The sequence below is a fragment of the Kocuria sp. WRN011 genome, from assembly GCF_002295155.1.
GTDB lineage: Bacteria > Actinomycetota > Actinomycetes > Actinomycetales > Micrococcaceae > Kocuria > Kocuria carniphila.
Window position 1 is genome coordinate 205,391 of the sequence record NZ_NSGI01000005.1, and the last position, 19,515, is coordinate 224,905.

Below are 19,515 nucleotides of genomic sequence, written 5' to 3' on the forward strand. Positions count from 1 at the left end.
GCGGCGGGCGCCTTCCAATTTAATGGCCCATGTCTTGTCTCCAGCCGCCTCCGGCCACTCACACCCCCTTGCTTATGCGTGTCTGATCGCGCTGAGAGACTTTTGGCATGAACCAGGCATCGGAGACAATCGACCGTCAGCTGTATGAGCAGGCCGTGAATTACCTGCGCGCGCTCACGAACACTCCTGAGGCGGCATTCCATTCCGGCCAGTTCGATGCCATTTCCGCACTGGTTCGGGATCGCCGTCGCGCCCTGGTGGTCCAGCGCACCGGCTGGGGCAAGTCCGCGGTGTACTTCATCTCCGCGCTGTTACTGCGAGCGCAGGGGCACGGGCCCACACTCATCATTTCCCCGCTGCTGGCGCTCATGCGTGACCAAGTGGCGGCGGCGGCCCGAGCAGGAGTCCGGGCGGCGGCCATTTCCTCCGCCAACCCCACGGAATGGGGAGAGATCACCGCTGCCTTGGAACGAGGGGAACTCGATGTTCTGCTGGTCTCGCCCGAGCGCTTGAACAACCCCAGGTTCCGGGACGGGCAGCTCCCGCAGTTGGTGGATCAGCTCGGTCTTCTGGTCGTGGACGAGGCCCACTGCATTTCTGACTGGGGACATGATTTCCGTCCGGATTATCGCCGGATCAAGGACCTGCTGGGACGGCTTCCCGAGTCGGTGGCCGTCTTGGCCACCACAGCCACGGCCAATGAGCGAGTTATTCAGGATGTCCGAGAACAACTGGGCGTGGGAGCTGGAGATCAGCAAGAAGTGTTCACACTCCGGGGGCCACTGTCGCGGGCATCGCTTCGGCTGGGTGTGCTGCGGTTACCCTCCACGGCTACCCGGTTGGCGTGGCTGATCGAACACCTCAACGAGCTGCCGGGCAGCGGCATCATTTACGCACTGACCATTGGAGCGGCGGAGGACACCGCGCGAGCCCTGACCGAGGCCGGCCACACTGCCGTGGCCTACACCGGACGCACGGACGCGGCCGAACGTGAAGAACTGGAAACAGCGCTCAAGGAGAACCAGGTCAAGGCCCTGGTGGCCACGTCCGCGCTGGGCATGGGCTTCGACAAACCGGACCTGGGGTTCGTGGTGCATCTGGGTGCGCCCTCCTCGCCGGTGGCCTACTACCAACAAGTGGGCCGCGCCGGTCGTGCGACCGACACCGCAGACGTTCTGCTCCTGCCGGGTGCCGAGGACCGGGAGATCTGGGAGTATTTCGCCACCGCGTCCATGCCCACGGAGGAGAAATCCGGGGCCGTGCTCACAGCGCTGGCCGAACACGGAGGGCCGCTGTCGGTCGCCGCCTTGGAAACTCGGGTCAACATCAAGCGCACGCCGCTGGAGTTGCTGCTCAAGGTGCTCGCCGTGGACGGTGCCGTGGAACGTGTCTCTGGAGGGTGGCAATCCACGGGCAGGCCGTGGGAGTACGACGCCCCTCGCTACGACCGGGTGCGGCGCGCTCGTATAGCTGAGCAGCAGGCCATGATGGATTACCAATTCACCACCGAGTGCCGCATGCAGTTCTTGGCCCAGCAACTCGATGACCGAACGGCTCAGCCATGTGGTCGTTGCGATGTGTGCGCCGGTGCCTGGTATGCCACCACCGTGCACAAGGAGGCCTCCGCGGCCGCAGACAGCGCACTCCACCGAGCGGGTGCTCCCCTGGAACCGCGTGCCCAATGGCCCAGCGGCATGGACCGGTTGGGCATCCAGATCAAGGGCAAGATCCCGGAAGAAGAACGTGCGGACCGAGGCAGGTCACTAGCCCGGCTTACGGACCTGGGTTGGGGTCAGCGGCTGCGGGAGATTTTCCGCAACGATGACAACGGGCAGCCCATGGACACCACTGTCGATGCTGCCCTGGGGCGTGCGTGCATCGGAGTGCTAGCCCAGTGGGACTGGTCCGTCCGCCCCACCGCAGTGGTCGCCATGCCGTCCCTGTCGCGCCCGGAATTGGTCTCGTCTCTCGCTCAAGGGCTGGCGACGGCAGGACATTTGCCGTTCCTGGGTGCACTACAACTCGACCAGGAAGTTCCGCGCGGCAGTCACGGCGGCAACAGCGCCTACCGTTTGGCGGAAGTGTGGGGCCGGTTCTCCGTTCCGCCCGAGATTGCGCAGGCCCTACGGGAACAACCGCAGCCGTCCATCCTGTTGGTGGACGACCTCGTGGACAGCCGATGGACCCTCACCGTTGCCGCACGTGAACTGCGGTTAGCGGGCGCCACGAATGTTCTGCCATTCGCTCTGGCCTCACAGGGTTGATTTGCGGAAATCTGTTTTATTCTGCTGATCATGCAGCAATCATCGGTTCGTTCTCTCGTGGATGTCGTGATCCCCGTTCATTCACTCTCACGGCCGCTCGGCCGGGCAGTGGATTCCGCGCGGCTTGGCGTCCAACCGCTGTCCGTGGGGGAGTACGTCATTACCGTGGTGGCACATCACCTCTCCACGGAACAGGTTCGGGGCATGCTGACCCAAGAGCAACTGGATCACGTCAGAATCATTGAGGCTCCAGCCGAAGGGGCGACTGCTGCAGCCCCCAGGACCGCGGGGTTGGAGCACACCAATGCCAAGTACATCTGCTTCTTGGACAGCGACGACAGTTATCAGCCCGGAGCGGTTGGCCGTTGGGTCAAGATCGCCGAGAAGCGCCACAGCGACATGGTGATTCCGTGGCTGAAGCACAGCAACGGCCGAACGGACATCACGCCCGTGATCCGCCCCGGGCGCACCTCCAACTTGGATCCTATTGCCGACCGCCTGGTCTACCGGGCCTCCGTGTTCGGGTTGCAACGGGTGGAGACCGTTCGCAGGCTCGGGGCCGAATTCGACTTCGGGACGAGCACCGGTGAGGATCAAGCGTTTGTCATGCGCTTGTACGCGGGAGCGGCCAGGATCGACTATGCCCCCGGGGAACCCACGTACGTGATGCACGCGGACGCCACGGATCGGGTTTCGCAAACCCCGTCCCCGGTTCGCGCGCAGCTCGAACCGTCAGTACGAATCCTGGACAAACCGTGGTTCGAGGGAGCCGCGCTTGAGCTGCGCCGGGCATTCGTCGTCAAAGTGGTTCGCATCAATGTGTTCGAAGCAGTGTCGGCTCATCTGAAGGCCGGAACCTGGTCCCAGGACGAAGCGCAGGGGACACGCGAAGCGCTTTCTCGCCTGCTCGATTCGGTGCCCGGTGCGCGGGGTGACTTTTCCAAGGCGGATCTGCACGTCATTGACCTGCTGCTTTCGGAAACACAGGAGGAGGGCCAGTTGAAAGCGGGGCTTGCCGCACGACGTCGTTTTGCCAACCCCGCCGCGCTCCTCACCGCCAAACCCGCCCACGCATTGGGGCGCGACGCACCGTTGCGTTTCATGGCTGCCGCTGCCGTCCAAACCGCGCGGGATCGCATTGCCAAGCGGCACGGGGGCAACTAACCGGGATTCTTCCTGACTACTTCTTGCTGAAACGGCCCGTGACCATGCGCAGACGCGGAGCCAGGTCGCGCCAAGACATGGCACACCAGACCAGGAGGAAGGCCACCGACGCCCCGATTGTCACCAGCAGTGAGTCGTAGCGGTACGTGAGCCACAGGCACAGCAGCGCGAGGGCATAACCGGTCAGGATCCGGAGCATCACGCCGGTCCATGGCATCCGGTCGTGAACCCACACGATGATCAGCGGAACCATGGAACTGATAATGCAGCCGATCAAGTAACCGATGGCGGCGGCCATCATGCCCAGTTCGGGGCCCCACCACACCATGGTGATGATGCCCAGGGCCATGCCGGTTGCGTTGCATAATGCCAGGGTGCGTACGCCCCAGTGCTCGCCTCCGTTGAGGCGTGAATTGGCGGCGTTGAAACTGGTGGTGGAGACGGCGAAGAACAGCACGATTAGCAGCGGAATCGCGCCTTCGAACTCTTCGTAGCGAGCGCCGTAGAGCACCATGACGAGCGGCTCGGCCCACAGGATTCCGACACCAAAGATCGGCAGGAAGACCAGGACCATCGTGCGCATGATCGCGTCCAACTGGGTCTTCATGCCGGCCATGTCCCCGGCGCTGAACATGCGCGCCACCGAGGGGGAGAGGGCCACGATCATGGCTGACGAGAGCATGCTGGCGGGTGTCGCGATGGTCAGTGCGGCGGCGTAGTGGCCGATGGCTTCCTGGCTGTCGTAATTGCCACCGATGATCAGTGACAACTGCAGCAAACCCGCGGCCGTGAGGATGTTGATGGATCCCCACGCCGTGAACTTGAGGAGCTCACGCTTGAGCGGCTTCGAGAGTTTACTGCCACCTCGCCTGGGCCACGCGGGAATGGCGTAGATCAGGTAGCCCAAGCACAGGGGGAGCAAGAGCAGCGGGTTCAGCTCGGCCAGGAGGACCACGAGCAGCAGTGTGAGCGTGATGAACGAGCTGATGCAGTCCCAGAACGTGGTGGTCACGAACTGGTTGTTGCCCGTGCGCACGCCGCGCACAAAGTTGTAAGCGGACAGGGCAATCACGAGCAACCCTGCGGACAGTGCATAGCTGAGCGGGAGTTCCTGCGCGTAAATGGCAATGAACACCGCTGCGACAGACAGGATTGTCATGCCAACGAACGCGCTGCGGGAGGTGTACAACGCCACGGACGCCTGCTGATCGGCGTCGGACTTGCCCCGCGCCATCGCAATGTATTTGGACGCCGCGGTGCCCGAGGCCTGGGGCCACAGGAGCACCAGGAACAGTCCCAGCGCGATCACCTGGTTGACCTGGCCCAGCTTCTCGGTGCCCAGGATGTTGCCAATGAGCAAGCTGTAACCGAATCGCGAGAGGCCCTGGACGAACACGGCAATCACGGTCAGCGCGAAGGCGGACCCGATGGGGTTGTCCTTGTTTTCGTGATTGGGCGGCGGGAAGAGAATTCGCCGCCACCGGCCTGGAACGCGGGGAGCTGCAGCGGGCGTGGTCATTATTGGGAGTCTAGGACACCGCGCCGTCAAGGGTCTGATGGCCACGCGCAGCCCGGTTTCGGGCCAGCGCAAAAGTCTCGCTCGGTAGAGTGGGGCCATGCGAATTCTGGTGGTCTCCACGTGGTACCCAACGCACGACGCGCCCTTCCGCACGCCGTTCATCACGCGACACGTGCGTGCCATCGCGCGCGACCACGACGTCCACGTGATCCACGTCCAGCTCCTCGAGGATTCGCCCGTCACCCAGGAGAATTACGACGGCGTTGCGGTCACCCGGGTGGGCTTCGATCCTCGCAAACCGCTCACCACGGTCAAAGCGCTGGTCGAGATCCGGAAGTGGGCGCGGTTCTCGGATGTCGTGCACACCATGGCCTTCTCGACGGCACTCATCGCCGCGCCGGTCGTGGGCCGCACACCGTGGGTGCACACCGAGCACTGGAACGGTGTCCTGTTCCCCGACCACGTGAACTCGCTGTGGGAACGCACGGCGTGGCTGCGTCATGTACTGCGCCTGCCCAGGGTTGTCACGGGCGTGAGCACCTTGATGACCCGCAAACTCGAGGAGTTCGCTCGCCCCGGAGCCACGGCGTTGATCGGCAACGTGATCGACCACGCGCCGCAGGTCGCGCCCCTTCTCGACGACGCCGCGCTGCGCCTCATCGCCGTGGGTAACGCTACAGAGCACAAGGGTGCACTGGTCGCGGTGGATACGGTCGCCTGGTTGCGCGCACAAGGCCACGACGCCTCGCTCGTGTGGGACGGGGACGGGCCAATGAGGGAGCGAGCGCGGCAGCGCGCTCGGGAACGGGGGATAGCGGATCACGTGGATTTCCAAGGTTTCCGCGGCACCGAGCAATTGTGGGATGACCTCGCTGAATCCACCGTCTTTGTGCTTCCTTCCAAGTCCGAGACGTTCTGTGTGGCAGCAGCCGAAGCGCTTGCCGCCGGCCGACCCGTGATCATGGGTGACCAGGGCGGTCAGGGCGATTTCATCACGGAGCGCAACGGCCGCATGGTGTCCGAGCGAACCCCGGAGGCCTTCGGCCGAGCGGTCCTCGATCTGACCCACGACCCCGCAGCGGCATCACCGGAGGAGATGGCACGGGAGATCCGAGCCCGCTACGGATCGGATGCCGTCAGTGACCAACTGACCGAGCTGTACCGCCGCGCGCAAGGCGGCGAGCGCCGTCGTTGACTGGTGTGAACAGACGCTCGAGCTGCGTTGGCTTTGACCCGCGGCTCAGGTGACCGATAAGCTAACCTTCGTTGTTTTCTTGCCGGGCCCGTCCCGAACGGAAATGCGACGTGGAGACGTGCCAGAGCGGCCGAATGGACTTCACTGCTAATGAAGGGTCCGGATTAAACCGGACCGGGGGTTCAAATCCCCCCGTCTCCGCCAGTTTGACTAGGACGAACGCCGCCCCTGTTGACAGGGGCGGCGTTCTTGTTGACTGGCACCCTACGATTACTCGCATGGCCAGCATCAGAGAACGCCCACGCAAAGACGGCTCGATTGTCTGGGCCGTGCTCTGGCGCGACGCTGATACCGGTAAACAAACCTCCCGCACGATGCTCACCCTGCAGGACGCCCAGGAGCTCGCGGACTTCCTCAACGCCAACAACAACAGCTTCGCGCTCGCGGCCCGTGCCGCCTCCCAGAAGCGGTCGACCGCTCCGAGGGTGGGCGAGGTTATCTCTCGTCATATCGAGTCGCTGACCGGTGTCGCTGCGGACACGCGCGCCAAGTACAGGCGCAACACCAAGCGGCATATTCTCCCGGCCCTGGGCGCCATACCTGTTGATGCCCTCACCCGCGCCGATGTGGCCTCCTGGGTCAACGGCATGGAAATAGCGGACAAGACCAAACGCAACGTCCATTCGGTGCTCTCCGCAGCCCTCGAGGGCGCCGTACGGGACGAGCTGGTGCCGGGCAATGTCGCCAAGGGGATCAAGATCCGCTCCGGCGCGCGGGCCCCGCGGGATCCGGTGTACCTCACCCAGGATGAGATCGCCCTAATCCTCGATGCCGTCGATGGTCCCGCGCGCATGCTGGTTCGGCTGCTGCTCGATTCCGGGATGCGCTGGGGCGAGGCTACAGCGCTACGGCCGGCGGACCTGGATCTCACCCAGGACCACGGCGTTGTGCATGTAACCCGCGCCTGGAAACAGACTGCCGACGGCTGGAATATCGCAGGCCCCAAAACCAAGCGCGGCCGCCGAACCGTCGTACTCCCCAAGGCCGTCACCGCGCAGCTACGCGATCACGTGAAGGGCATCCCGCAGAGGTCCCTCATCTTCGTGAGCAAAACCGGAAACCGCCTGGACAACTCCCGCTTCCACAAAGACGTGTGGAAACCCACCATCAACGCCGTGGACGATCACCTTCACGAACGTCCCACGATCCACGACCTACGCCACACCCACGCCTCTCAGCTCATCGCCAAGGGCGTGCCCCTGACCGTGATTCAGCGCCGCCTGGGCCATGAGTCCATCAAGACCACCTCGGACACCTACGGCCACCTCGCCGCTGATGCTGACGTGGCCGCCGCAGCCGCGCTGGACTAACTCACACGTGCCCCTGCAACAGACACCGTTCCTCCGCGCTCGCGTACCGGATACGGTCGGCCAAGGTGCGTGGTGTGACGCCGAGTTCGTGGGCGAGGTCGTAGACGCTGGCCTGTGACTGTGCGTGCGCGGCCAGGGTGTCCCAGGGGATGAGTAGGCGCGCGGCTTCGGCTCGCACGGACTCTTCCACGGTGGGTGGTTGATGGCCTTCGTGGCCACGGGATAGGTGCACGAGCTCGTGGGTGAGCGTGCAGCGGCGTTCAGTGGTCGTCAGTCGTGTGTCGAGCCAGATCGTCGTGCCGTCGGTGCAGCCAGACAGCCGCTCGAGGGGGATCAGGTGCACGTCGATACCAAGCTCGATCACCGTAGCCCAGGGATCGAACATGCATTCGACTGTAGACGTGGTGTGGGACACGCATAAAGCGTTAGATGCGCGGCAGGTCCCGCAATACTTTATCGTCAATGTAGATGCGCCAGAAGAACGGGCCACTACCGCGGCATCGTCGTAGGATCTGCAGGATATGACGGCCCAGCGCGTATGCCTGTTCCTCTTTGGTGTATTGCTGGTTGGCAAGGCAGAACACCTGTAAGCCCCGTTCCATGATGTCTGCGGCTTCCGTAGGCCGGCGGGCCATCTTCTTGTCCTTGGTCAGCAGTACATGGCCATGTTCTTGGGCATATGCAAACACCTCGTGATCGCTCATGTCTTCTGCGGGGTGTTGCCCGTTAATGTCATTCAAGTGGCTTGCGGAGAAGCCAGCGCGTTGCAGGGCAGTGGCAAGTCTCGGAGTAAGGCCGCGATCGAGCAAAAAGTGCGGTTTAGCTGAACGCAAGGATCCATTCTTGGTGGTTCTGGATGTCACGAAGCTCGCCGTCCCTCAGCTCGAAGTCGGCTTGCACGCTGGCCGCGAGATCCCCGCCCGCCAAATATCCCGCCGGGCCGTACAAGGGCACGCGATTCCGAGTGAACGATGGCGCTCCACCGTTGAATCGGGGGTCGACTGTCACGGGGTTTTCGAAGCGATGTACTCGGTAGCTCGATAAGCGGCCGTCGGCATCTAAACCGAGTGGCTTCAGATGATCGGCTAGTACTGGGCGGAGCGCCAGCTGCTGATCTTTCGTGCGCAATAGCGATCCGTCGACCTTCAGGAAGTCTAGGAACGCGTCCACTCCATCGGTAACCAGGGCAGGATTCAACAGTGGATGGGGATCGTCTAACCTGTCTGCAGCACGATCGACGAACGAACGGATCCGCTGCATGCTGAACTGCTGGCGAAGAGCATCCAAGATGTGCGCCTCTGCTAAGCCAATGAGCGGGAAAGTTACTCGGAACCCTGGGACCGTGCTCGTCTGAACCAACGGTGCTGTACCTGATGTCCACGAACTTAGGCGTCCACGCGAAATGCCGAGAAGGTGCGCGGCATCCGATCGAGTCATGATCGGGGCCTCCATTATGAGATCCATAAACGCGTCCACCTCCTTGAATCCACGCGGTTCCACCCTGTTCCACTGAGTCTAGTGCGATTCTTGAAAAACACAGCCCGGTCATGACCCGCCCAATCCGTAAGAATCCCGTGACACTTCAGCGGCCCGGTCCTGCTGTTTGTGCGGATCATGCAATGGTCGTCTTCTCCCGCTTCTTGGCTGCTTTTTGGAGCTTCTTGATGGCCGTCTTCTCGTTGTAGACGTTGTCCTTGCGCGTGTTAACGGCGCCAGTGTCGTCGACGGTGATGATCTCCAGGCCAGGTGTGGTGATCCCGTTTTTCTTGGACTGGGAGAGAGCCATGAGCAGGAGGACTATCAGCCATAGCCCGAAAGAGATGCAGATCAGCAGGATATGGAAGGTCAGCGCCACGACCCCGCCGATGGTTCCGACTGAGAGGTTGACTAGGCCTTGGATGAATCCGGCTTTGGGCCGTGAGTACTTGAGGCAAACGGCGTAGTCATCTCGGTAGACCACTGTCGTCTCGAGCGGATCCTTCACCCGCCCGCTCCGCCGGGCGATCTCGTCGGTCAGTAGTTGGTCGCGTTGCTCCTGGGTAATCGTGTGCATGCTCGCTCCTGATGCAGTGGGGGCTACGCGGGGTCCCAATCCCCGTCGTCCTGCGAGGCTTCCGCCTCAGTGTCTTGAATACTACGACGCGCCCGTCCCTCGGAGGGTTCATCGCTGGCCGCCAGTGCGTACTCGTCAGGCCGTGGCGCCGCCGGCACCGCAGTGACTCCCGGTTGTTCGGCCTGAACTATTTCGCGCGCGGTCTCGGTGGCTTCCGTCTTGGTGCCGTAGAGGCGGTGCTGGTCGGGGTCGTATGCCGGGCTCACCCCGGCGCGGGACATGGCCGGCGGATACGACTCTTGCGTCCCCGGTTCCGTGACTTCTTCTTCGGTGCGTCCATCAGGTCCACTCTCCGTTCGCATTGCGGTGAGCACTGCCAGCAGGATGCGGCGGTCGTGCTCGCTCAGGTTGTAGTCGGTGCGAACGACGTCCTCGACAGTTCGGGCGGTGGTGCCGCCTTCGGGGAGTCCCATGGATGCGAGGGCTGCTCGGCCGACGACGTGCGCCGGCACGGACAGTGCTTCTGCGATTCCGCGGAGCTGTTCCCCGTTGAACGTTTTGACCTCGTCGCGCAGTAGCTCGCCCCAGCGGGACTTGTTGAGGCCGGCGCCTTTGGGGGAGCGGTTTTCCAGGTCGCGGAAGGACCAGCCGTTGCTGTTCTTGCGCTCCTGGATCAGCGTTCCGAGGGTCTTGGACGTGTTCACAGAGTTCATCCTGGTGGAACCGATCGGGGAAGGCTAACGGGCTGGTGACCGGAAAAACGGACACCGTACCGAAATGGTGGACACCAGAAATTTACCAGTTGAACCATGCAAAACCCCCAGTGCCAAGCGCCACGCGGAAATTAGTTGTTGCGCAGTGGACACCTAGGGCATAAAGTTGTCTGTAATTAGTGGACACCTGGAAGGGAATACCGTACAGTGAAACTCGTCAGCGACAACTACGGCATCGGAGCGATCTGGATGGAACTACGGGACCCGAAGAAGCTCAAGCGCCTCATGATCGTGCAGGACGTCTCGCAGCGAGAACTCGCCAAGATCGCGGGATGGAAATCGCACAGCTACCTAGGCCGCCTGATGGCGGGCAAGGTGAAGACCTTGAGCACCGACCCAGCACTACGCATCGCCCACGCACTGGGCGTCGGCGTAGAAGATCTTTTTTTGACCAAAGTGTCCGATATTCCCGGTCACGACGACCGGAAACCCAAGACGCAAACGCAAGAGCAACCACGTCACAGAGGAAGGACAGCGGCATGAACCAGCAACTCGCGACATTCATGTGGCACGGAGATGACCTCCGCGTAGTGGAGGTCAATGGCGAACCATGGTTCGTGGCCTCCGATGTGTCCAAGGTGCTCAACTACCGCAACGCGCCAGACCTGACCCGCCGCATCGAAGAGGAAGACAAAGGGTACGCAAAAGTGCGTACCCCTGGGGGAGATCAAGAAGTTTCCGTTCTGAACGAGTCCGGCCTCTACGACGCGATCTTCCGTTCAAACGCCGAAGGTGCCAAACCGTTTCGCCGTTGGGTCACTAACGAGGTATTGCCATCGGTGCGTAAGCACGGCGGCTACCTCACTGATTCGAAGCTCGAGGAAGTCCTCACGGACCCGGACACTTTGATCCGGTTGGCCACGGACCTCAAGGAAGAGCGCGCTGCACGGGTCCGTGCGGAGAAGGACAGGGAAGCGATGGCCAGCTACGCCCAGGAACTCGAACCGAAGTCTGAGGCTTACGACGCGTTCATCTCCGCCGACGGCACCTACTCAATCGGCAATGTCGCGAAGATGCACGGCATCAGCCAGAACAAGATCTTCACGATGATGCGCAACAACGGCGTGATGATCGCCAAGGGCGCGATGCGCAACACCCCGTATCAGAAGTACATGCACCACTTCGCGGTGAAGGCATACGAGTTCGAACGCCACGACGGCACCAGCGGCATCTCCTACACCACCAGGGTCCAGCCATCCGGAGTGGATTTCCTCCGCCGCAAGCTCGGACTTGCTCAGGTCGCCGAACAGACCCAACTCATCACCGAAGGCGAGGCAGCCTGATGAGCACGGTCGAGAAGATACCCAGGTACACGGCAGCCGAAGCAGCCCAGATCACTGGCCTGTTCTCCGAGTCCGAACTCAAACGCATGTGCGCTCGCAACGAGATCCAGCATCACCGCGGTGGGCGGCGGAAGATCCTCTTCTTCCAGGAAGACATCGACGCGCTGCTCAAGCAGTTCCGCCGGACCCCGGTGAAGAAGCCCCAGCCCACGGCCACGGAAGTTCTCACGCCTGAGACTCCTAGCCCATTTCGTACTACGCCGCGGTCGAAGGCGGCTCATAAGGAATCAGATCGGAGGGCGGCATGAGTGAGCGCATGTATGCGGTGGTGACGGTGACGGATCATCGTACGGACCCGCCGAAGGAGTTCCAGGGGTTGGCCCGGTGGCGTGATGCGCGTGAGCGTCGTTGCGGTATCGCTGGTGCGGCGTCGGGTGCGTTCCGTACGCAGATGTCAGCGGGCCCGGCGTTCGAGGTCCATTGGGGCGATTCGGAGTGGGCGCCCGCGCAGATCTTCATCGGGGGCCAGTTCGCCGCTGATCTTGAGATCCGCGAGGTCTCGGCAGAGGACTTCGGCCAGCTAGGCCGTGTCCTGGCGGGAGAGCGACAGCCGGCGGATGAACCCGACGAAGCCCCGGAGCCGGAGCTCGTGGCCGAGGGCGTGCCCTTCGGTGAGGCGATGCCGGCCTTTTACGGGGGTGGTCAGCGATGAGCGCTGTTCTCGATGTCCTGGCTTGGTTGTTCGCCGGGGTGTGCGCGGTGATCCCGGATCCGCTCGAGGCCTGGTTGGCCGGCGGCGGAAACATCACATTCATTTTCGTGCTGCTGATCGTGCTCGGCGTGTGGCAGCTGTTCAAGACAGAAGGAGTCAGTCATGGCTGACATGGCAAAGTTCATGGCCGCGTTGGCGGGGATCGGCGAGACCCTCAACCGTGCGACCAATGCAACGCAGGACGAGTTTTTGCTGATGCCGCCGCAGGTTTCGGCGGACATGAAGGCTGCTGCGGCGTATCACCCGCTGGACCCGCGTGTGTTCAAGCCCGCTGCGACGTTCGTGACGGGCACTCCGCCTCGGTCTGCTCAAGGGCGTCGGAGGTTCCTGCAGATCGCCAAGGCTGACGAGTCGTTTTTGCTGAGGTTGCCGGCGTCTGCGCCGGAGAACCTGCTGGGCCGTCAGGCTCACCGTCATTTCGGTGATTGGCATGTGCAGCTGATCGAGGATGACCGTCCGTTCTTGCTTGAGTCCTTTGATGAGTACGACGAGGCCGTGGCTTACGTAGCCCATGTGCTGCGGACCATCGGTGACGAGGGCGCCGATATCGAGGACGAGTACGCGTCGGTGGGTGAGGTCCCATGCTGACTCTTATCGAAGCTCTGCACCTGGTGTTGCTGCTGGGTGTGGCTGTGGTGGCTGGCGGTGTGATCGGTATCCGCATCTCATCGGCGCAGCGGGCCCGTCATCAGCGTGCCTTGTTGAATCGTTCGTTCTTCCAGGCTGTGCCGCTGGATGAGTACGCGGCGTCTGTGCAGTCACGGGACGGTGATCGGTGATGGGGTACAAGTACCGCGACCCAAACCGTATCGGGCAGCCGTTGTTCACCGAGACGGATAAGCGGATGCACGAGTTGGAGCAGGAGAACGCGCAGCTAAGGCAGCAGCGGTTCCAGGCTCGCCGTCAGGTGGAGAAGCTGGCGCAAGAACTGGACTACTACAAGAAGCGCGGCCGGGAGCTGGGCCAGGAGCGTGTGCAGGCGGTGAAGAAGGTCGCCGGCCGTGTGGGCGTGAACCACGGCCGCGTGCTGAACCTGCTGGCCACGCTGCGTAGTGAGCGTCAGGTGTTGGCGGGGGAGCGGTCGCGTCGTCAGCACGCGGAGCAGGCGTTGTCTCGGTCGGAGCAGCGCACGGACAAGGTCCGAACGGAATTGGATCGAGAGCGGACAACGCACCGTCAGACCGTCGTGGGCTTGCAGGAGACCGTGGCTGGTCTTGAGGAAACGATCGGGGAGCTGCGCGCCCGCCTGGCGCAGCGTCACGAGGTCGTGACCGAGAACCGTGTCGCCCAGCTTCAGGGTGCGTTAGCGGATCAGCAGCAGATCACCGCGGATCGTACGCGTGAGCGGGACATGGCACGTGGTGAGGCTATCGGCGCGTACTCCCTGCTGGATGAGGCTCACGCGTTGTTGACGCGGAAGCAGCTCCAAGTCTTTGAGGCGCAGCGCCTCGCGCGCCTGTGGGGTATCGACTTCGAGCAGCCCGAGAGCGAGGTGGCGTAAGTGACCATCACGATTGTGTGCGCCATGTGCGTGGACACCCAAACCTATGGCCAGTACGGAGAGGAAGCCGGCGCCGCCGGCCTGAGAAACCTCGCGGAGCGTGAGGGCTGGAAGCAGCGGACCAACGGCGAGTGGTTGTGCCCTGGTTGCGCCCAGTACGACGAACCCGATGTGTACATCACGAGCAAAGGAATCGAGGTCGCCTGATGGCCGGCGAGACAGTAATCACGATATGCGGTAACGCTACCGCCGATGCGGAACTCAGATTCACGCCCTCGGGTGCCGCGGTCGGCAACGTGACGGTCGCGTCCACCCCGCGGTTCTTCGACAAGCAGTCGAACGAGTGGAAGGACGGCGAGACGCTGTTCCTGCGTTGCACTGCCTGGCGGGAGATGGCAGAGAACATGGCGGAGTCCATCAGCAAAGGAACCCGCGTGATCGTGCAGGGCCGGTTGAAGGCCCGTTCGTACGAGACGAAGGAAGGCGACCGCCGCACCGTCCACGAGCTGGACGTAGACGAGATCGGCCCGTCGCTGCGGTACGCGACCGCACGAGTCACCCGGAACTCACGCGGGCAGGGCAACAGCCAGCAAGGTTTCGGCGGAGGCCAGTCCTACGGCAACACGGGTGGCTTCGGCGGCCAGGGTGGCCACGGCCAGCAGCAACCCCAGCAGGGCAACGACCCCTGGAACCAGGCCGGAGGCGGCGCGCAGGACTCGTTCGCGGGCATGCCCGATAACCCCGACGACGAGGAACCCCCGTTCTAAGACAAGCACCACCCGAACACCCATCACCCATCCCGAGCAGGAGAACAACCATGAGCATCAAGTGGAAGGAACCACCAGAGAACAAGGCCGGCACCGGACGCGCCGCCTCACGTGAACGCGCCGAGATCGTCGCCCAACTCAAAGACAACCCCGGCAAGTGGGCACTCGTCCAAGAAGCAGCGAAGAACAGCTCAGCGATATCGAACTGGAAGAACCGCGGCTGCGAAGCAACCTCACGCAAACGCGATGACGGCCTCACCGACATTTACGCACGCTGGCCAGAACCCGACCTCGCCGAAATAGACCCCCACATCGCCGCCCGACGCGCTCGCGGTGTGCCGGCCAACGGGGTCCGGAGTGTGCGTAACCCGTTGCGGAGGGTGTCATGACCGAGCACCTGTACATGCACGAGGTTCATGTGGAGCGCGTGGGCCGTTCCGTGAAGGACGAAACCTGGACGATCGAGGTCGGCCCCTGCCACCCACTGAACCGCTTGAACCTTCTGGCAGAAGAGATCTGCAAACGCGCTCGCCGGCATCTGCTGTCAAACGACGTCAGCGTGAATGTCACGGCGACCGCTGACGACAGGACTAGCGGCACGTTCCAGGTGTCCGTGGGCTTCAACAACGGAGGTAACGGCACCTGGCGAGAAGTCCCCGAAGCATGCGCCACAGCTCCGGCCAACGGGCAGGAGGTAACCCGATGAGCGTTCGCACTGAGAACTACATCAACGACGGGTACCAGTACGGCATCGTCCGTGACCTGGCCAAGGGCGACACGGAGGTGTTCTACCCCGCGCAGAACACACTGGCCTCGGCCTACTCCGAATACCGGTCGTACCGCTACCACGACAAGTGCCACTACGAGGGCCGGGGGAACGTGCGCATCGAACGCCGCCCCGTTGGCCAGTGGGAACCGGTTCCCGCCGAGGAGCTCGCAGCACAGCAGAAACGGGAGGACGAGGACCGCGCCGCGCGCCACCTTCGCCCCTGGATTGAGGAGATGACCACATGACCACCAACGATGCCAGCCGGTACGTCCTTCTGTCTGGCCAGGAGCGGCAGCTACTCACGCGGGCAGCCCGTGGGGTGTCGGAGGCGTTAGGCGCGGTGCCTGGGTCCGCCCAGGTGTGGGGCCCGTTCGCTAATGCTGCGAGGACTCTTGAACAGCAGGTGATCGACGGGACCCCGGTTACTGATGCCGCGGTCGAAGCCGCGTGCAAGGGATTCTACGAAGCCCAGAATCCGCACATCGACGAGTCACTGCATCTCTCATGGGATCGACTCGCCGAAATGGACCATCCCGTTGCTGAGGTATACCGGTGCGGCATGCGCGCGGCCCTCACCGCCGCCTTTGGCGGTGGTTCCAAGTGAAAACCACGGTAATGCCAAACGGAGAGCCGCGGCCAACAACGGGTTATCGAGGTTGCACCTACGACGGCGGTGACCACACCGCGCCACTGTGTAATCTCCCGGCGGCATGGCACGTAATACACGGCGACCTGGACAACTTTGAGCAGTACATCGCGTGCGACACTCACGCGCCCCTCGCGATCAATGATGCGTTGGACTACCACCAGATCGGTGAGTGCTGCGGCGAACCCGGAGCCAAATGGATGTTCCGCGAGATCCAAGGCAAGAGCTGGTGCTTCCAAGAAGGAGACGAGCAACAGCTCCACGAAGCGCTCAGCGCCCCCGAGCCCATCAAAGAACCAGCGAAGACATGACCCTCATCGTCCTCGCCTACCTCGCCACCGCCCCCATCGCCCTCAAGGCAGGCACCGCGGTCCTGGTCCTACTCACCACCATCGCGCTCGCTGTGCTCCCCAGGGAGCCAGCCACGGCGCACAGGTTTGATCTATCCGAAATAACCGAAAGGAACTGACTGATGCTGGAACCGTTGATGTACCGCAAGAAGCTCGTCGTGATCGAAGCGATGCAATTCGCGGGAACGAACGCTGAGACACACGCCGTCTACCAGTGGATCGAGAAGAACACACTCGGCTCGTTTGATTTCCTCGCGGTGACCGAAGAAGGGAAACCACGCCCAGCCAGCGGGGTAAGCATCGACCCATCTGACGGGCGCATGGTCATCTCCACGTTGGAGGGGCTGCACTGGGTGAACGTCGGTGACTACGTGATTCGTGGCGTGGCTGGCGAGTTCTACCCGTGTAAGCCGGAGATCTTCGAGTCCACCTACGAACGGGTCATCACCCTTGACGAGCTGGACGCCAGCCGTCACGGGATGACTCTCGCTGAACTGGATGAATCCAATGACTGAGCCGACCTACCGATTCAAAGGCAGAAGCATCGACGCCGACCCATCCGGCTATTACTACCCGCGCTGGGATAAAGCTAGAAAGCTCTCGGTGCTGGCCAGGACAAAGGATGAAGCCACAGAAAAGGCACTGACCATGCTGGGCACTCCACCACAGCACCGAGCGTGGAGCCTCATTTGGGACAGCGTCGACGAAGAACTACAGACGACCCCAGACACCACCCAATGACCCTCATCATCATCACCTACCTCGCCACCGCAATGCTCGCCCTCACGACAGACACCGCGGTCCTGGTCCTACTCACCACCATCGCGCTCGCTGTGCTCCCCAGGGAGCCGGCCACGGCGCACAGGTTTGATCTATCCGAAATAACCGAAAGGAACTAATCCCATGTCTGACCAGAAGCAAACCCCCGAAGAGCTGGATCTCGGAACGTTCGACTCCACCGTGGAACCCGCGAAGTTCCACATCTACGCCAACGAGCACGGCCTGTTCATCACCGCAGTACCAGCAGAGTTCGGCCACGGATCGGACCAGTACTACGGCACCCAGCTCACATGGGAGCAAGCACAGCAACTGGGTATCCAGCTCACAGAAGCCGTCTCCACCTACGACCAGGAGGACCAGTCATGAGCGCCACGGGCCAGATCTCTGACGGTTACCACACGTTCGATGAGCTGTATGAGTACCGAATGCTTTACAACGCCCACGCAGCCCGTGGCTGGTACGAGGCGGGCATCGAGGTGGTGAAGTCCTGGAACCACGCTGACGGCGTGCCCTGCTTCGGCGGTAGCTGGTTCGTAGTCACCGCCCAGCTCCCCACTGGGCAGGTGTCCAACCACTACGAGGCAAAGCACTGGGACATGTTCGACATCCCTGATGTGGACCTACCCCCAGCGTGGGACGGACACACCCCAGAAGACGCAGCCAGCCGACTACGTGAGGCACTCACCACCAGGAGGACCAGTCATGACGATGTTGGGGCAGACGATCACGTTTGAGACCAGATTCCGAGGCGAGATCCCACTGAGTGAGTTGAATGCGTTCATCACGGACGCGGCGGACGCGCTCGCGGGCGGCGTCGTCTCGATCCAGAAGGACCCGTTTACCGGCCACCCCACGGATCCCGGAGGGGTCATCACCATCAGGGTCATTGGCCAAGCCAAGACCGACCCACACAAGACGTACTCGGAGGACCAGCTATGACGAAGCTCAGCAATGCTCTGCCGAAGGACAACGGTCTCAGCGACTTGAACGCGCTGATGATCAACAACACGGAGAAGACCTACCTGGTGGTGGGGATCCTCAAGCCCACGAAGATCACCACGAACCTGGAAACCGGTGACGCGGAAGCGACAGCGTCCTTCCACCGCCTCGAGGTCGTCACCGGTCAGGACCTCACCACCGCGGACCAACTCGTGCGCCGAGCGATCGAACGCCGCACCGGCATGGTCGAGCTCCCGATCGAAACCGAGGACGAGCTCAAGCAGCTGCTCTCCGACGTCATCGACCCCGACACCGGCGAACTCAAGGACGGTAACTGATGCGTGACTGCGATCAGGAGATGTGCCCAATGTGGGACGGCGACACCTGTCCTTGTGACACGTACGGCCTCGACCGTGACGACCTCCCCACGGACGGGATCTTCACCACGGTCGTCCCCAACGACGACGAGGACGACCAATGACCACCACCACCGAAGAACACCCCACCGCGCTCGCCGGGGACGCTCCGGACGTTCTGGATGAGTTCGAGCGGGCGATGCTCGATCTTGAGGGGCAGCGGTTCAAGTACGCGGGTATCAAGCGTGACGCGATCACCAAGTTGATGGTGGAGCACGGTTACCGGGACCACTCGCCGGATATCCGCTTCTACCAGATCCTCAACACGCTGATCGAGCGGCCCGCGGCGTGGGAGTACGCCCCGGCCCTGATGAAGCGTCTGGCGGAGAAGAGGTCACTGTGATGCGCCGATTGATGGAGCCGAGGCCGGAGAAGAAGTTGCACCGCGTCGATGAGCTCACTGAGCAGCACATTGGCAGGGACGTGACCGTGGGCGGGCAGCCCTGGGCTGTGCGTGGCCGCTTGGTCGAGAGGGCACCGGACCCGAAGGGCTGGCAGGTGCTGACCGTGCGACGTCGTGATGGGCGCACCAGCTCGATCACGGTCCCGAAGGACACTTACGTGCTTGTGCACAGGAAGAAGGAAGCAGCGTGAAGACACAGGTAATCGCCAAGGCCTCCGACAAGAAGACCGGCATGACTCTCGCGGACCTGCACCAGTGGGTGCATGACGCCCTCGGGCGCGACATCGACCCGCGCACCCCCGTGCACGTGGTCGTGGGCTTCCGTGGCCAGTTGCAGCAGATCCAGACGAAGGAGGCCCCACCCGTCACGCAGTAGAGAGCAGCGCCGTATGGCGTTGAGAACCGATTGATTCATTGGGCTGAGAGATAGGAACCCCCCACGTGCCACCAACGCAGCACACTGCCAGCCACACCGCAGCGAACGGACATTCCAGCGCGACCCGAGGTGACGACCTCGGACACCGCAGCGAACGAATGGCCCAGCGCGATGG

General features: G+C 62.7%; 37 protein-coding genes and 1 tRNA gene. 32 read left to right on the plus strand and 6 right to left on the minus strand.

All coding sequences use genetic code 11. The annotated features are described in order from the left end of the window. Positions 1-107: 107 nt before the first annotated feature. Positions 108-2,264 (plus strand): RecQ family ATP-dependent DNA helicase, encoded by a 2,157-nt coding sequence (locus CKW39_RS08710; protein WP_095797738.1) that lies wholly within the window; start codon positions 108-110, stop codon positions 2,262-2,264. A gap of 30 nt (positions 2,265-2,294) precedes the next feature. Then, complete coding sequence (locus CKW39_RS08715; RefSeq protein ID WP_095797739.1) at positions 2,295-3,428, plus strand: glycosyltransferase; 1,134 nt, start codon at positions 2,295-2,297, stop codon at positions 3,426-3,428. 16 nt (positions 3,429-3,444) lie between these two features. Here the strand turns inward: CKW39_RS08715 and CKW39_RS08720 are convergent, their stop codons facing one another. Continuing rightward, entirely contained in the window at positions 3,445-4,947 is a 1,503-nt protein-coding gene (locus tag CKW39_RS08720) for a lipopolysaccharide biosynthesis protein (RefSeq protein WP_095797740.1), read from the minus strand. A gap of 97 nt (positions 4,948-5,044) precedes the next feature. On the opposite strand from CKW39_RS08720, the gene CKW39_RS08725 reads away from it, so the two are divergent. The 3 genes from CKW39_RS08725 to CKW39_RS08735 all read left to right on the plus strand — a co-directional run bounded on the left by CKW39_RS08725 (position 5,045) and on the right by CKW39_RS08735 (position 7,512). Then, on the plus strand, positions 5,045-6,142 hold the full coding sequence (locus CKW39_RS08725) for a glycosyltransferase (RefSeq protein ID WP_095797741.1): 1,098 nt from the start codon (positions 5,045-5,047) through the stop codon (positions 6,140-6,142). A 112-nt stretch (positions 6,143-6,254) separates the two neighbouring features. Beyond that, positions 6,255-6,346: transfer RNA gene (locus tag CKW39_RS08730), tRNA-Ser, on the plus strand. A 74-nt stretch (positions 6,347-6,420) separates the two neighbouring features. Continuing rightward, positions 6,421-7,512 (plus strand): site-specific integrase, encoded by a 1,092-nt coding sequence (locus CKW39_RS08735; RefSeq protein ID WP_095797742.1) that lies wholly within the window; start codon positions 6,421-6,423, stop codon positions 7,510-7,512. Between the two features lies 1 nt (position 7,513). Here the strand turns inward: CKW39_RS08735 and CKW39_RS08740 are convergent, their stop codons facing one another. The 5 genes from CKW39_RS08740 to CKW39_RS08760 all read right to left on the minus strand — a co-directional run bounded on the left by CKW39_RS08740 (position 7,514) and on the right by CKW39_RS08760 (position 10,269). Then, a complete protein-coding gene (locus tag CKW39_RS08740; protein WP_143469961.1) occupies positions 7,514-7,897 on the minus strand; it encodes an ImmA/IrrE family metallo-endopeptidase in 384 nt (127 codons plus the stop codon). A 40-nt stretch (positions 7,898-7,937) separates the two neighbouring features. Continuing rightward, entirely contained in the window at positions 7,938-8,375 is a 438-nt protein-coding gene (locus CKW39_RS08745; protein ID WP_095797743.1) for a DUF5615 family PIN-like protein, read from the minus strand. Continuing rightward, on the minus strand, positions 8,332-8,799 hold the full coding sequence (locus tag CKW39_RS08750) for a hypothetical protein (protein WP_143469962.1): 468 nt from the start codon (positions 8,797-8,799) through the stop codon (positions 8,332-8,334). Before CKW39_RS08750 ends, CKW39_RS08745 begins: the two co-directional genes overlap by 44 nt. A 325-nt stretch (positions 8,800-9,124) precedes the next feature. Beyond that, positions 9,125-9,565: a hypothetical protein gene (locus tag CKW39_RS08755; RefSeq protein ID WP_095797745.1), complete on the minus strand. Its 441-nt coding sequence runs from the start codon at positions 9,563-9,565 to the stop codon at positions 9,125-9,127. Positions 9,566-9,588: 23 nt separating this feature from the next. Then, on the minus strand, positions 9,589-10,269 hold the full coding sequence (locus tag CKW39_RS08760) for a hypothetical protein (protein WP_095797746.1): 681 nt from the start codon (positions 10,267-10,269) through the stop codon (positions 9,589-9,591). Positions 10,270-10,485: 216 nt separating this feature from the next. On the opposite strand from CKW39_RS08760, the gene CKW39_RS08765 reads away from it, so the two are divergent. From CKW39_RS08765 to CKW39_RS08875, 27 genes are read left to right on the plus strand one after another with little or no spacing between them, the layout of a single operon-like run. Continuing rightward, positions 10,486-10,821 (plus strand): helix-turn-helix domain-containing protein, encoded by a 336-nt coding sequence (locus CKW39_RS08765; protein ID WP_216823170.1) that lies wholly within the window; start codon positions 10,486-10,488, stop codon positions 10,819-10,821. Continuing rightward, on the plus strand, positions 10,818-11,621 hold the full coding sequence (locus CKW39_RS08770; protein ID WP_095797747.1) for a phage antirepressor: 804 nt from the start codon (positions 10,818-10,820) through the stop codon (positions 11,619-11,621). The genes CKW39_RS08765 and CKW39_RS08770 overlap by 4 nt, the downstream gene beginning before the upstream one ends. After that, complete coding sequence (locus CKW39_RS08775; RefSeq protein ID WP_095797748.1) at positions 11,621-11,929, plus strand: helix-turn-helix domain-containing protein; 309 nt, start codon at positions 11,621-11,623, stop codon at positions 11,927-11,929. Before CKW39_RS08770 ends, CKW39_RS08775 begins: the two co-directional genes overlap by 1 nt. After that, positions 11,926-12,333, plus strand: a complete 408-nt coding sequence (locus CKW39_RS08780) for a hypothetical protein (RefSeq protein ID WP_095797749.1) — start codon at positions 11,926-11,928, stop codon at positions 12,331-12,333. Before CKW39_RS08775 ends, CKW39_RS08780 begins: the two co-directional genes overlap by 4 nt. Next, entirely contained in the window at positions 12,330-12,503 is a 174-nt protein-coding gene (locus tag CKW39_RS15295) for an intracellular growth attenuator family protein (RefSeq protein WP_143469963.1), read from the plus strand. Before CKW39_RS08780 ends, CKW39_RS15295 begins: the two co-directional genes overlap by 4 nt. Next, complete coding sequence (locus CKW39_RS08785) at positions 12,496-12,981, plus strand: hypothetical protein (RefSeq protein ID WP_095797750.1); 486 nt, start codon at positions 12,496-12,498, stop codon at positions 12,979-12,981. The genes CKW39_RS15295 and CKW39_RS08785 overlap by 8 nt, the downstream gene beginning before the upstream one ends. Next, entirely contained in the window at positions 12,975-13,172 is a 198-nt protein-coding gene (locus tag CKW39_RS08790; RefSeq protein ID WP_095797751.1) for a hypothetical protein, read from the plus strand. The genes CKW39_RS08785 and CKW39_RS08790 overlap by 7 nt, the downstream gene beginning before the upstream one ends. Then, a complete protein-coding gene (locus CKW39_RS08795; protein ID WP_095797752.1) occupies positions 13,172-13,894 on the plus strand; it encodes a hypothetical protein in 723 nt (240 codons plus the stop codon). Before CKW39_RS08790 ends, CKW39_RS08795 begins: the two co-directional genes overlap by 1 nt. Continuing rightward, entirely contained in the window at positions 13,895-14,101 is a 207-nt protein-coding gene (locus tag CKW39_RS08800; protein ID WP_095797753.1) for a hypothetical protein, read from the plus strand. Further along, positions 14,101-14,661, plus strand: a complete 561-nt coding sequence (locus CKW39_RS08805) for a single-stranded DNA-binding protein (protein ID WP_095797754.1) — start codon at positions 14,101-14,103, stop codon at positions 14,659-14,661. The genes CKW39_RS08800 and CKW39_RS08805 overlap by 1 nt, the downstream gene beginning before the upstream one ends. A 50-nt stretch (positions 14,662-14,711) precedes the next feature. Then, positions 14,712-15,050, plus strand: coding sequence for a hypothetical protein (locus CKW39_RS08810; protein WP_095797755.1), 339 nt, complete (start codon positions 14,712-14,714; stop codon positions 15,048-15,050). Next, positions 15,047-15,367 carry a hypothetical protein gene (locus CKW39_RS08815; RefSeq protein WP_095797756.1) on the plus strand — a complete coding sequence of 107 codons (321 nt, stop codon included), beginning with the start codon at positions 15,047-15,049 and terminating at the stop codon, positions 15,365-15,367. The genes CKW39_RS08810 and CKW39_RS08815 overlap by 4 nt, the downstream gene beginning before the upstream one ends. Continuing rightward, on the plus strand, positions 15,364-15,675 hold the full coding sequence (locus CKW39_RS08820; RefSeq protein ID WP_095797757.1) for a hypothetical protein: 312 nt from the start codon (positions 15,364-15,366) through the stop codon (positions 15,673-15,675). Before CKW39_RS08815 ends, CKW39_RS08820 begins: the two co-directional genes overlap by 4 nt. After that, positions 15,672-16,034, plus strand: coding sequence for a hypothetical protein (locus CKW39_RS08825; RefSeq protein ID WP_095797758.1), 363 nt, complete (start codon positions 15,672-15,674; stop codon positions 16,032-16,034). Before CKW39_RS08820 ends, CKW39_RS08825 begins: the two co-directional genes overlap by 4 nt. A gap of 11 nt (positions 16,035-16,045) precedes the next feature. Continuing rightward, a complete protein-coding gene (locus CKW39_RS08830) occupies positions 16,046-16,387 on the plus strand; it encodes a hypothetical protein (protein WP_095797759.1) in 342 nt (113 codons plus the stop codon). After that, positions 16,384-16,545 (plus strand): hypothetical protein, encoded by a 162-nt coding sequence (locus CKW39_RS15430; protein WP_158222928.1) that lies wholly within the window; start codon positions 16,384-16,386, stop codon positions 16,543-16,545. Before CKW39_RS08830 ends, CKW39_RS15430 begins: the two co-directional genes overlap by 4 nt. Positions 16,546-16,548: 3 nt before the next feature. Beyond that, positions 16,549-16,941: a hypothetical protein gene (locus CKW39_RS08835; protein ID WP_216823171.1), complete on the plus strand. Its 393-nt coding sequence runs from the start codon at positions 16,549-16,551 to the stop codon at positions 16,939-16,941. Further along, a complete protein-coding gene (locus tag CKW39_RS08840; RefSeq protein WP_095797760.1) occupies positions 16,934-17,167 on the plus strand; it encodes a hypothetical protein in 234 nt (77 codons plus the stop codon). The genes CKW39_RS08835 and CKW39_RS08840 overlap by 8 nt, the downstream gene beginning before the upstream one ends. After that, a complete protein-coding gene (locus CKW39_RS15435) occupies positions 17,164-17,325 on the plus strand; it encodes a hypothetical protein (protein ID WP_158222929.1) in 162 nt (53 codons plus the stop codon). The genes CKW39_RS08840 and CKW39_RS15435 overlap by 4 nt, the downstream gene beginning before the upstream one ends. A gap of 4 nt (positions 17,326-17,329) precedes the next feature. Then, complete coding sequence (locus CKW39_RS08845) at positions 17,330-17,572, plus strand: hypothetical protein (RefSeq protein WP_095797761.1); 243 nt, start codon at positions 17,330-17,332, stop codon at positions 17,570-17,572. Beyond that, positions 17,569-17,940: a hypothetical protein gene (locus CKW39_RS08850; protein WP_095797762.1), complete on the plus strand. Its 372-nt coding sequence runs from the start codon at positions 17,569-17,571 to the stop codon at positions 17,938-17,940. The genes CKW39_RS08845 and CKW39_RS08850 overlap by 4 nt, the downstream gene beginning before the upstream one ends. Continuing rightward, complete coding sequence (locus CKW39_RS08855; RefSeq protein ID WP_095797763.1) at positions 17,909-18,145, plus strand: hypothetical protein; 237 nt, start codon at positions 17,909-17,911, stop codon at positions 18,143-18,145. The genes CKW39_RS08850 and CKW39_RS08855 overlap by 32 nt, the downstream gene beginning before the upstream one ends. Beyond that, the gene (locus CKW39_RS08860) at positions 18,142-18,483 is read left to right on the plus strand and encodes a hypothetical protein (RefSeq protein WP_095797764.1); all 342 of its coding nucleotides are present in this window, start codon (positions 18,142-18,144) and stop codon (positions 18,481-18,483) included. Before CKW39_RS08855 ends, CKW39_RS08860 begins: the two co-directional genes overlap by 4 nt. Continuing rightward, complete coding sequence (locus tag CKW39_RS15440) at positions 18,483-18,626, plus strand: hypothetical protein (protein ID WP_158222930.1); 144 nt, start codon at positions 18,483-18,485, stop codon at positions 18,624-18,626. Before CKW39_RS08860 ends, CKW39_RS15440 begins: the two co-directional genes overlap by 1 nt. Further along, positions 18,623-18,904 carry a DUF3263 domain-containing protein gene (locus tag CKW39_RS08865; RefSeq protein WP_095797765.1) on the plus strand — a complete coding sequence of 94 codons (282 nt, stop codon included), beginning with the start codon at positions 18,623-18,625 and terminating at the stop codon, positions 18,902-18,904. The genes CKW39_RS15440 and CKW39_RS08865 overlap by 4 nt, the downstream gene beginning before the upstream one ends. Continuing rightward, positions 18,904-19,155 carry a hypothetical protein gene (locus CKW39_RS08870; protein WP_095797766.1) on the plus strand — a complete coding sequence of 84 codons (252 nt, stop codon included), beginning with the start codon at positions 18,904-18,906 and terminating at the stop codon, positions 19,153-19,155. Before CKW39_RS08865 ends, CKW39_RS08870 begins: the two co-directional genes overlap by 1 nt. Then, positions 19,152-19,340: a hypothetical protein gene (locus CKW39_RS08875; RefSeq protein WP_095797767.1), complete on the plus strand. Its 189-nt coding sequence runs from the start codon at positions 19,152-19,154 to the stop codon at positions 19,338-19,340. Before CKW39_RS08870 ends, CKW39_RS08875 begins: the two co-directional genes overlap by 4 nt. The last annotated feature ends 175 nt before the right edge of the window (positions 19,341-19,515 follow it).

Coding starts and splice junctions, on each gene's coding strand:
- CKW39_RS08790 (WP_095797751.1), top strand. CDS start 12,975: ATGCTGACTCTTATCGAAGCTCTGCACCTGGTGTTGCTGCTGGGTGTG.
- CKW39_RS08830 (WP_095797759.1), top strand. CDS start 16,046: ATGCCAAACGGAGAGCCGCGGCCAACAACGGGTTATCGAGGTTGCACC.
- CKW39_RS08850 (WP_095797762.1), top strand. CDS start 17,569: ATGAGCGCCACGGGCCAGATCTCTGACGGTTACCACACGTTCGATGAG.
- CKW39_RS15440 (WP_158222930.1), top strand. CDS start 18,483: ATGCGTGACTGCGATCAGGAGATGTGCCCAATGTGGGACGGCGACACC.
- CKW39_RS08785 (WP_095797750.1), top strand. CDS start 12,496: ATGGCTGACATGGCAAAGTTCATGGCCGCGTTGGCGGGGATCGGCGAG.
- CKW39_RS08835 (WP_216823171.1), top strand. CDS start 16,549: ATGCTGGAACCGTTGATGTACCGCAAGAAGCTCGTCGTGATCGAAGCG.
- CKW39_RS08840 (WP_095797760.1), top strand. CDS start 16,934: ATGACTGAGCCGACCTACCGATTCAAAGGCAGAAGCATCGACGCCGAC.
- CKW39_RS08825 (WP_095797758.1), top strand. CDS start 15,672: ATGACCACCAACGATGCCAGCCGGTACGTCCTTCTGTCTGGCCAGGAG.
- CKW39_RS15295 (WP_143469963.1), top strand. CDS start 12,330: ATGAGCGCTGTTCTCGATGTCCTGGCTTGGTTGTTCGCCGGGGTGTGC.
- CKW39_RS08725 (WP_095797741.1), top strand. CDS start 5,045: ATGCGAATTCTGGTGGTCTCCACGTGGTACCCAACGCACGACGCGCCC.
- CKW39_RS08740 (WP_143469961.1), bottom strand. CDS start 7,897: ATGTTCGATCCCTGGGCTACGGTGATCGAGCTTGGTATCGACGTGCAC.
- CKW39_RS08775 (WP_095797748.1), top strand. CDS start 11,621: ATGAGCACGGTCGAGAAGATACCCAGGTACACGGCAGCCGAAGCAGCC.
- CKW39_RS08860 (WP_095797764.1), top strand. CDS start 18,142: ATGACGAAGCTCAGCAATGCTCTGCCGAAGGACAACGGTCTCAGCGAC.
- CKW39_RS08815 (WP_095797756.1), top strand. CDS start 15,047: ATGACCGAGCACCTGTACATGCACGAGGTTCATGTGGAGCGCGTGGGC.
- CKW39_RS08780 (WP_095797749.1), top strand. CDS start 11,926: ATGAGTGAGCGCATGTATGCGGTGGTGACGGTGACGGATCATCGTACG.
- CKW39_RS08755 (WP_095797745.1), bottom strand. CDS start 9,565: ATGCACACGATTACCCAGGAGCAACGCGACCAACTACTGACCGACGAG.
- CKW39_RS08855 (WP_095797763.1), top strand. CDS start 17,909: ATGACGATGTTGGGGCAGACGATCACGTTTGAGACCAGATTCCGAGGC.
- CKW39_RS08805 (WP_095797754.1), top strand. CDS start 14,101: ATGGCCGGCGAGACAGTAATCACGATATGCGGTAACGCTACCGCCGAT.
- CKW39_RS15435 (WP_158222929.1), top strand. CDS start 17,164: ATGACCCTCATCATCATCACCTACCTCGCCACCGCAATGCTCGCCCTC.
- CKW39_RS08720 (WP_095797740.1), bottom strand. CDS start 4,947: ATGACCACGCCCGCTGCAGCTCCCCGCGTTCCAGGCCGGTGGCGGCGA.
- CKW39_RS08810 (WP_095797755.1), top strand. CDS start 14,712: ATGAGCATCAAGTGGAAGGAACCACCAGAGAACAAGGCCGGCACCGGA.
- CKW39_RS08845 (WP_095797761.1), top strand. CDS start 17,330: ATGTCTGACCAGAAGCAAACCCCCGAAGAGCTGGATCTCGGAACGTTC.
- CKW39_RS08795 (WP_095797752.1), top strand. CDS start 13,172: ATGGGGTACAAGTACCGCGACCCAAACCGTATCGGGCAGCCGTTGTTC.
- CKW39_RS08715 (WP_095797739.1), top strand. CDS start 2,295: ATGCAGCAATCATCGGTTCGTTCTCTCGTGGATGTCGTGATCCCCGTT.
- CKW39_RS15430 (WP_158222928.1), top strand. CDS start 16,384: ATGACCCTCATCGTCCTCGCCTACCTCGCCACCGCCCCCATCGCCCTC.
- CKW39_RS08770 (WP_095797747.1), top strand. CDS start 10,818: ATGAACCAGCAACTCGCGACATTCATGTGGCACGGAGATGACCTCCGC.
- CKW39_RS08870 (WP_095797766.1), top strand. CDS start 18,904: ATGCGCCGATTGATGGAGCCGAGGCCGGAGAAGAAGTTGCACCGCGTC.
- CKW39_RS08820 (WP_095797757.1), top strand. CDS start 15,364: ATGAGCGTTCGCACTGAGAACTACATCAACGACGGGTACCAGTACGGC.
- CKW39_RS08735 (WP_095797742.1), top strand. CDS start 6,421: ATGGCCAGCATCAGAGAACGCCCACGCAAAGACGGCTCGATTGTCTGG.
- CKW39_RS08865 (WP_095797765.1), top strand. CDS start 18,623: ATGACCACCACCACCGAAGAACACCCCACCGCGCTCGCCGGGGACGCT.
- CKW39_RS08710 (WP_095797738.1), top strand. CDS start 108: ATGAACCAGGCATCGGAGACAATCGACCGTCAGCTGTATGAGCAGGCC.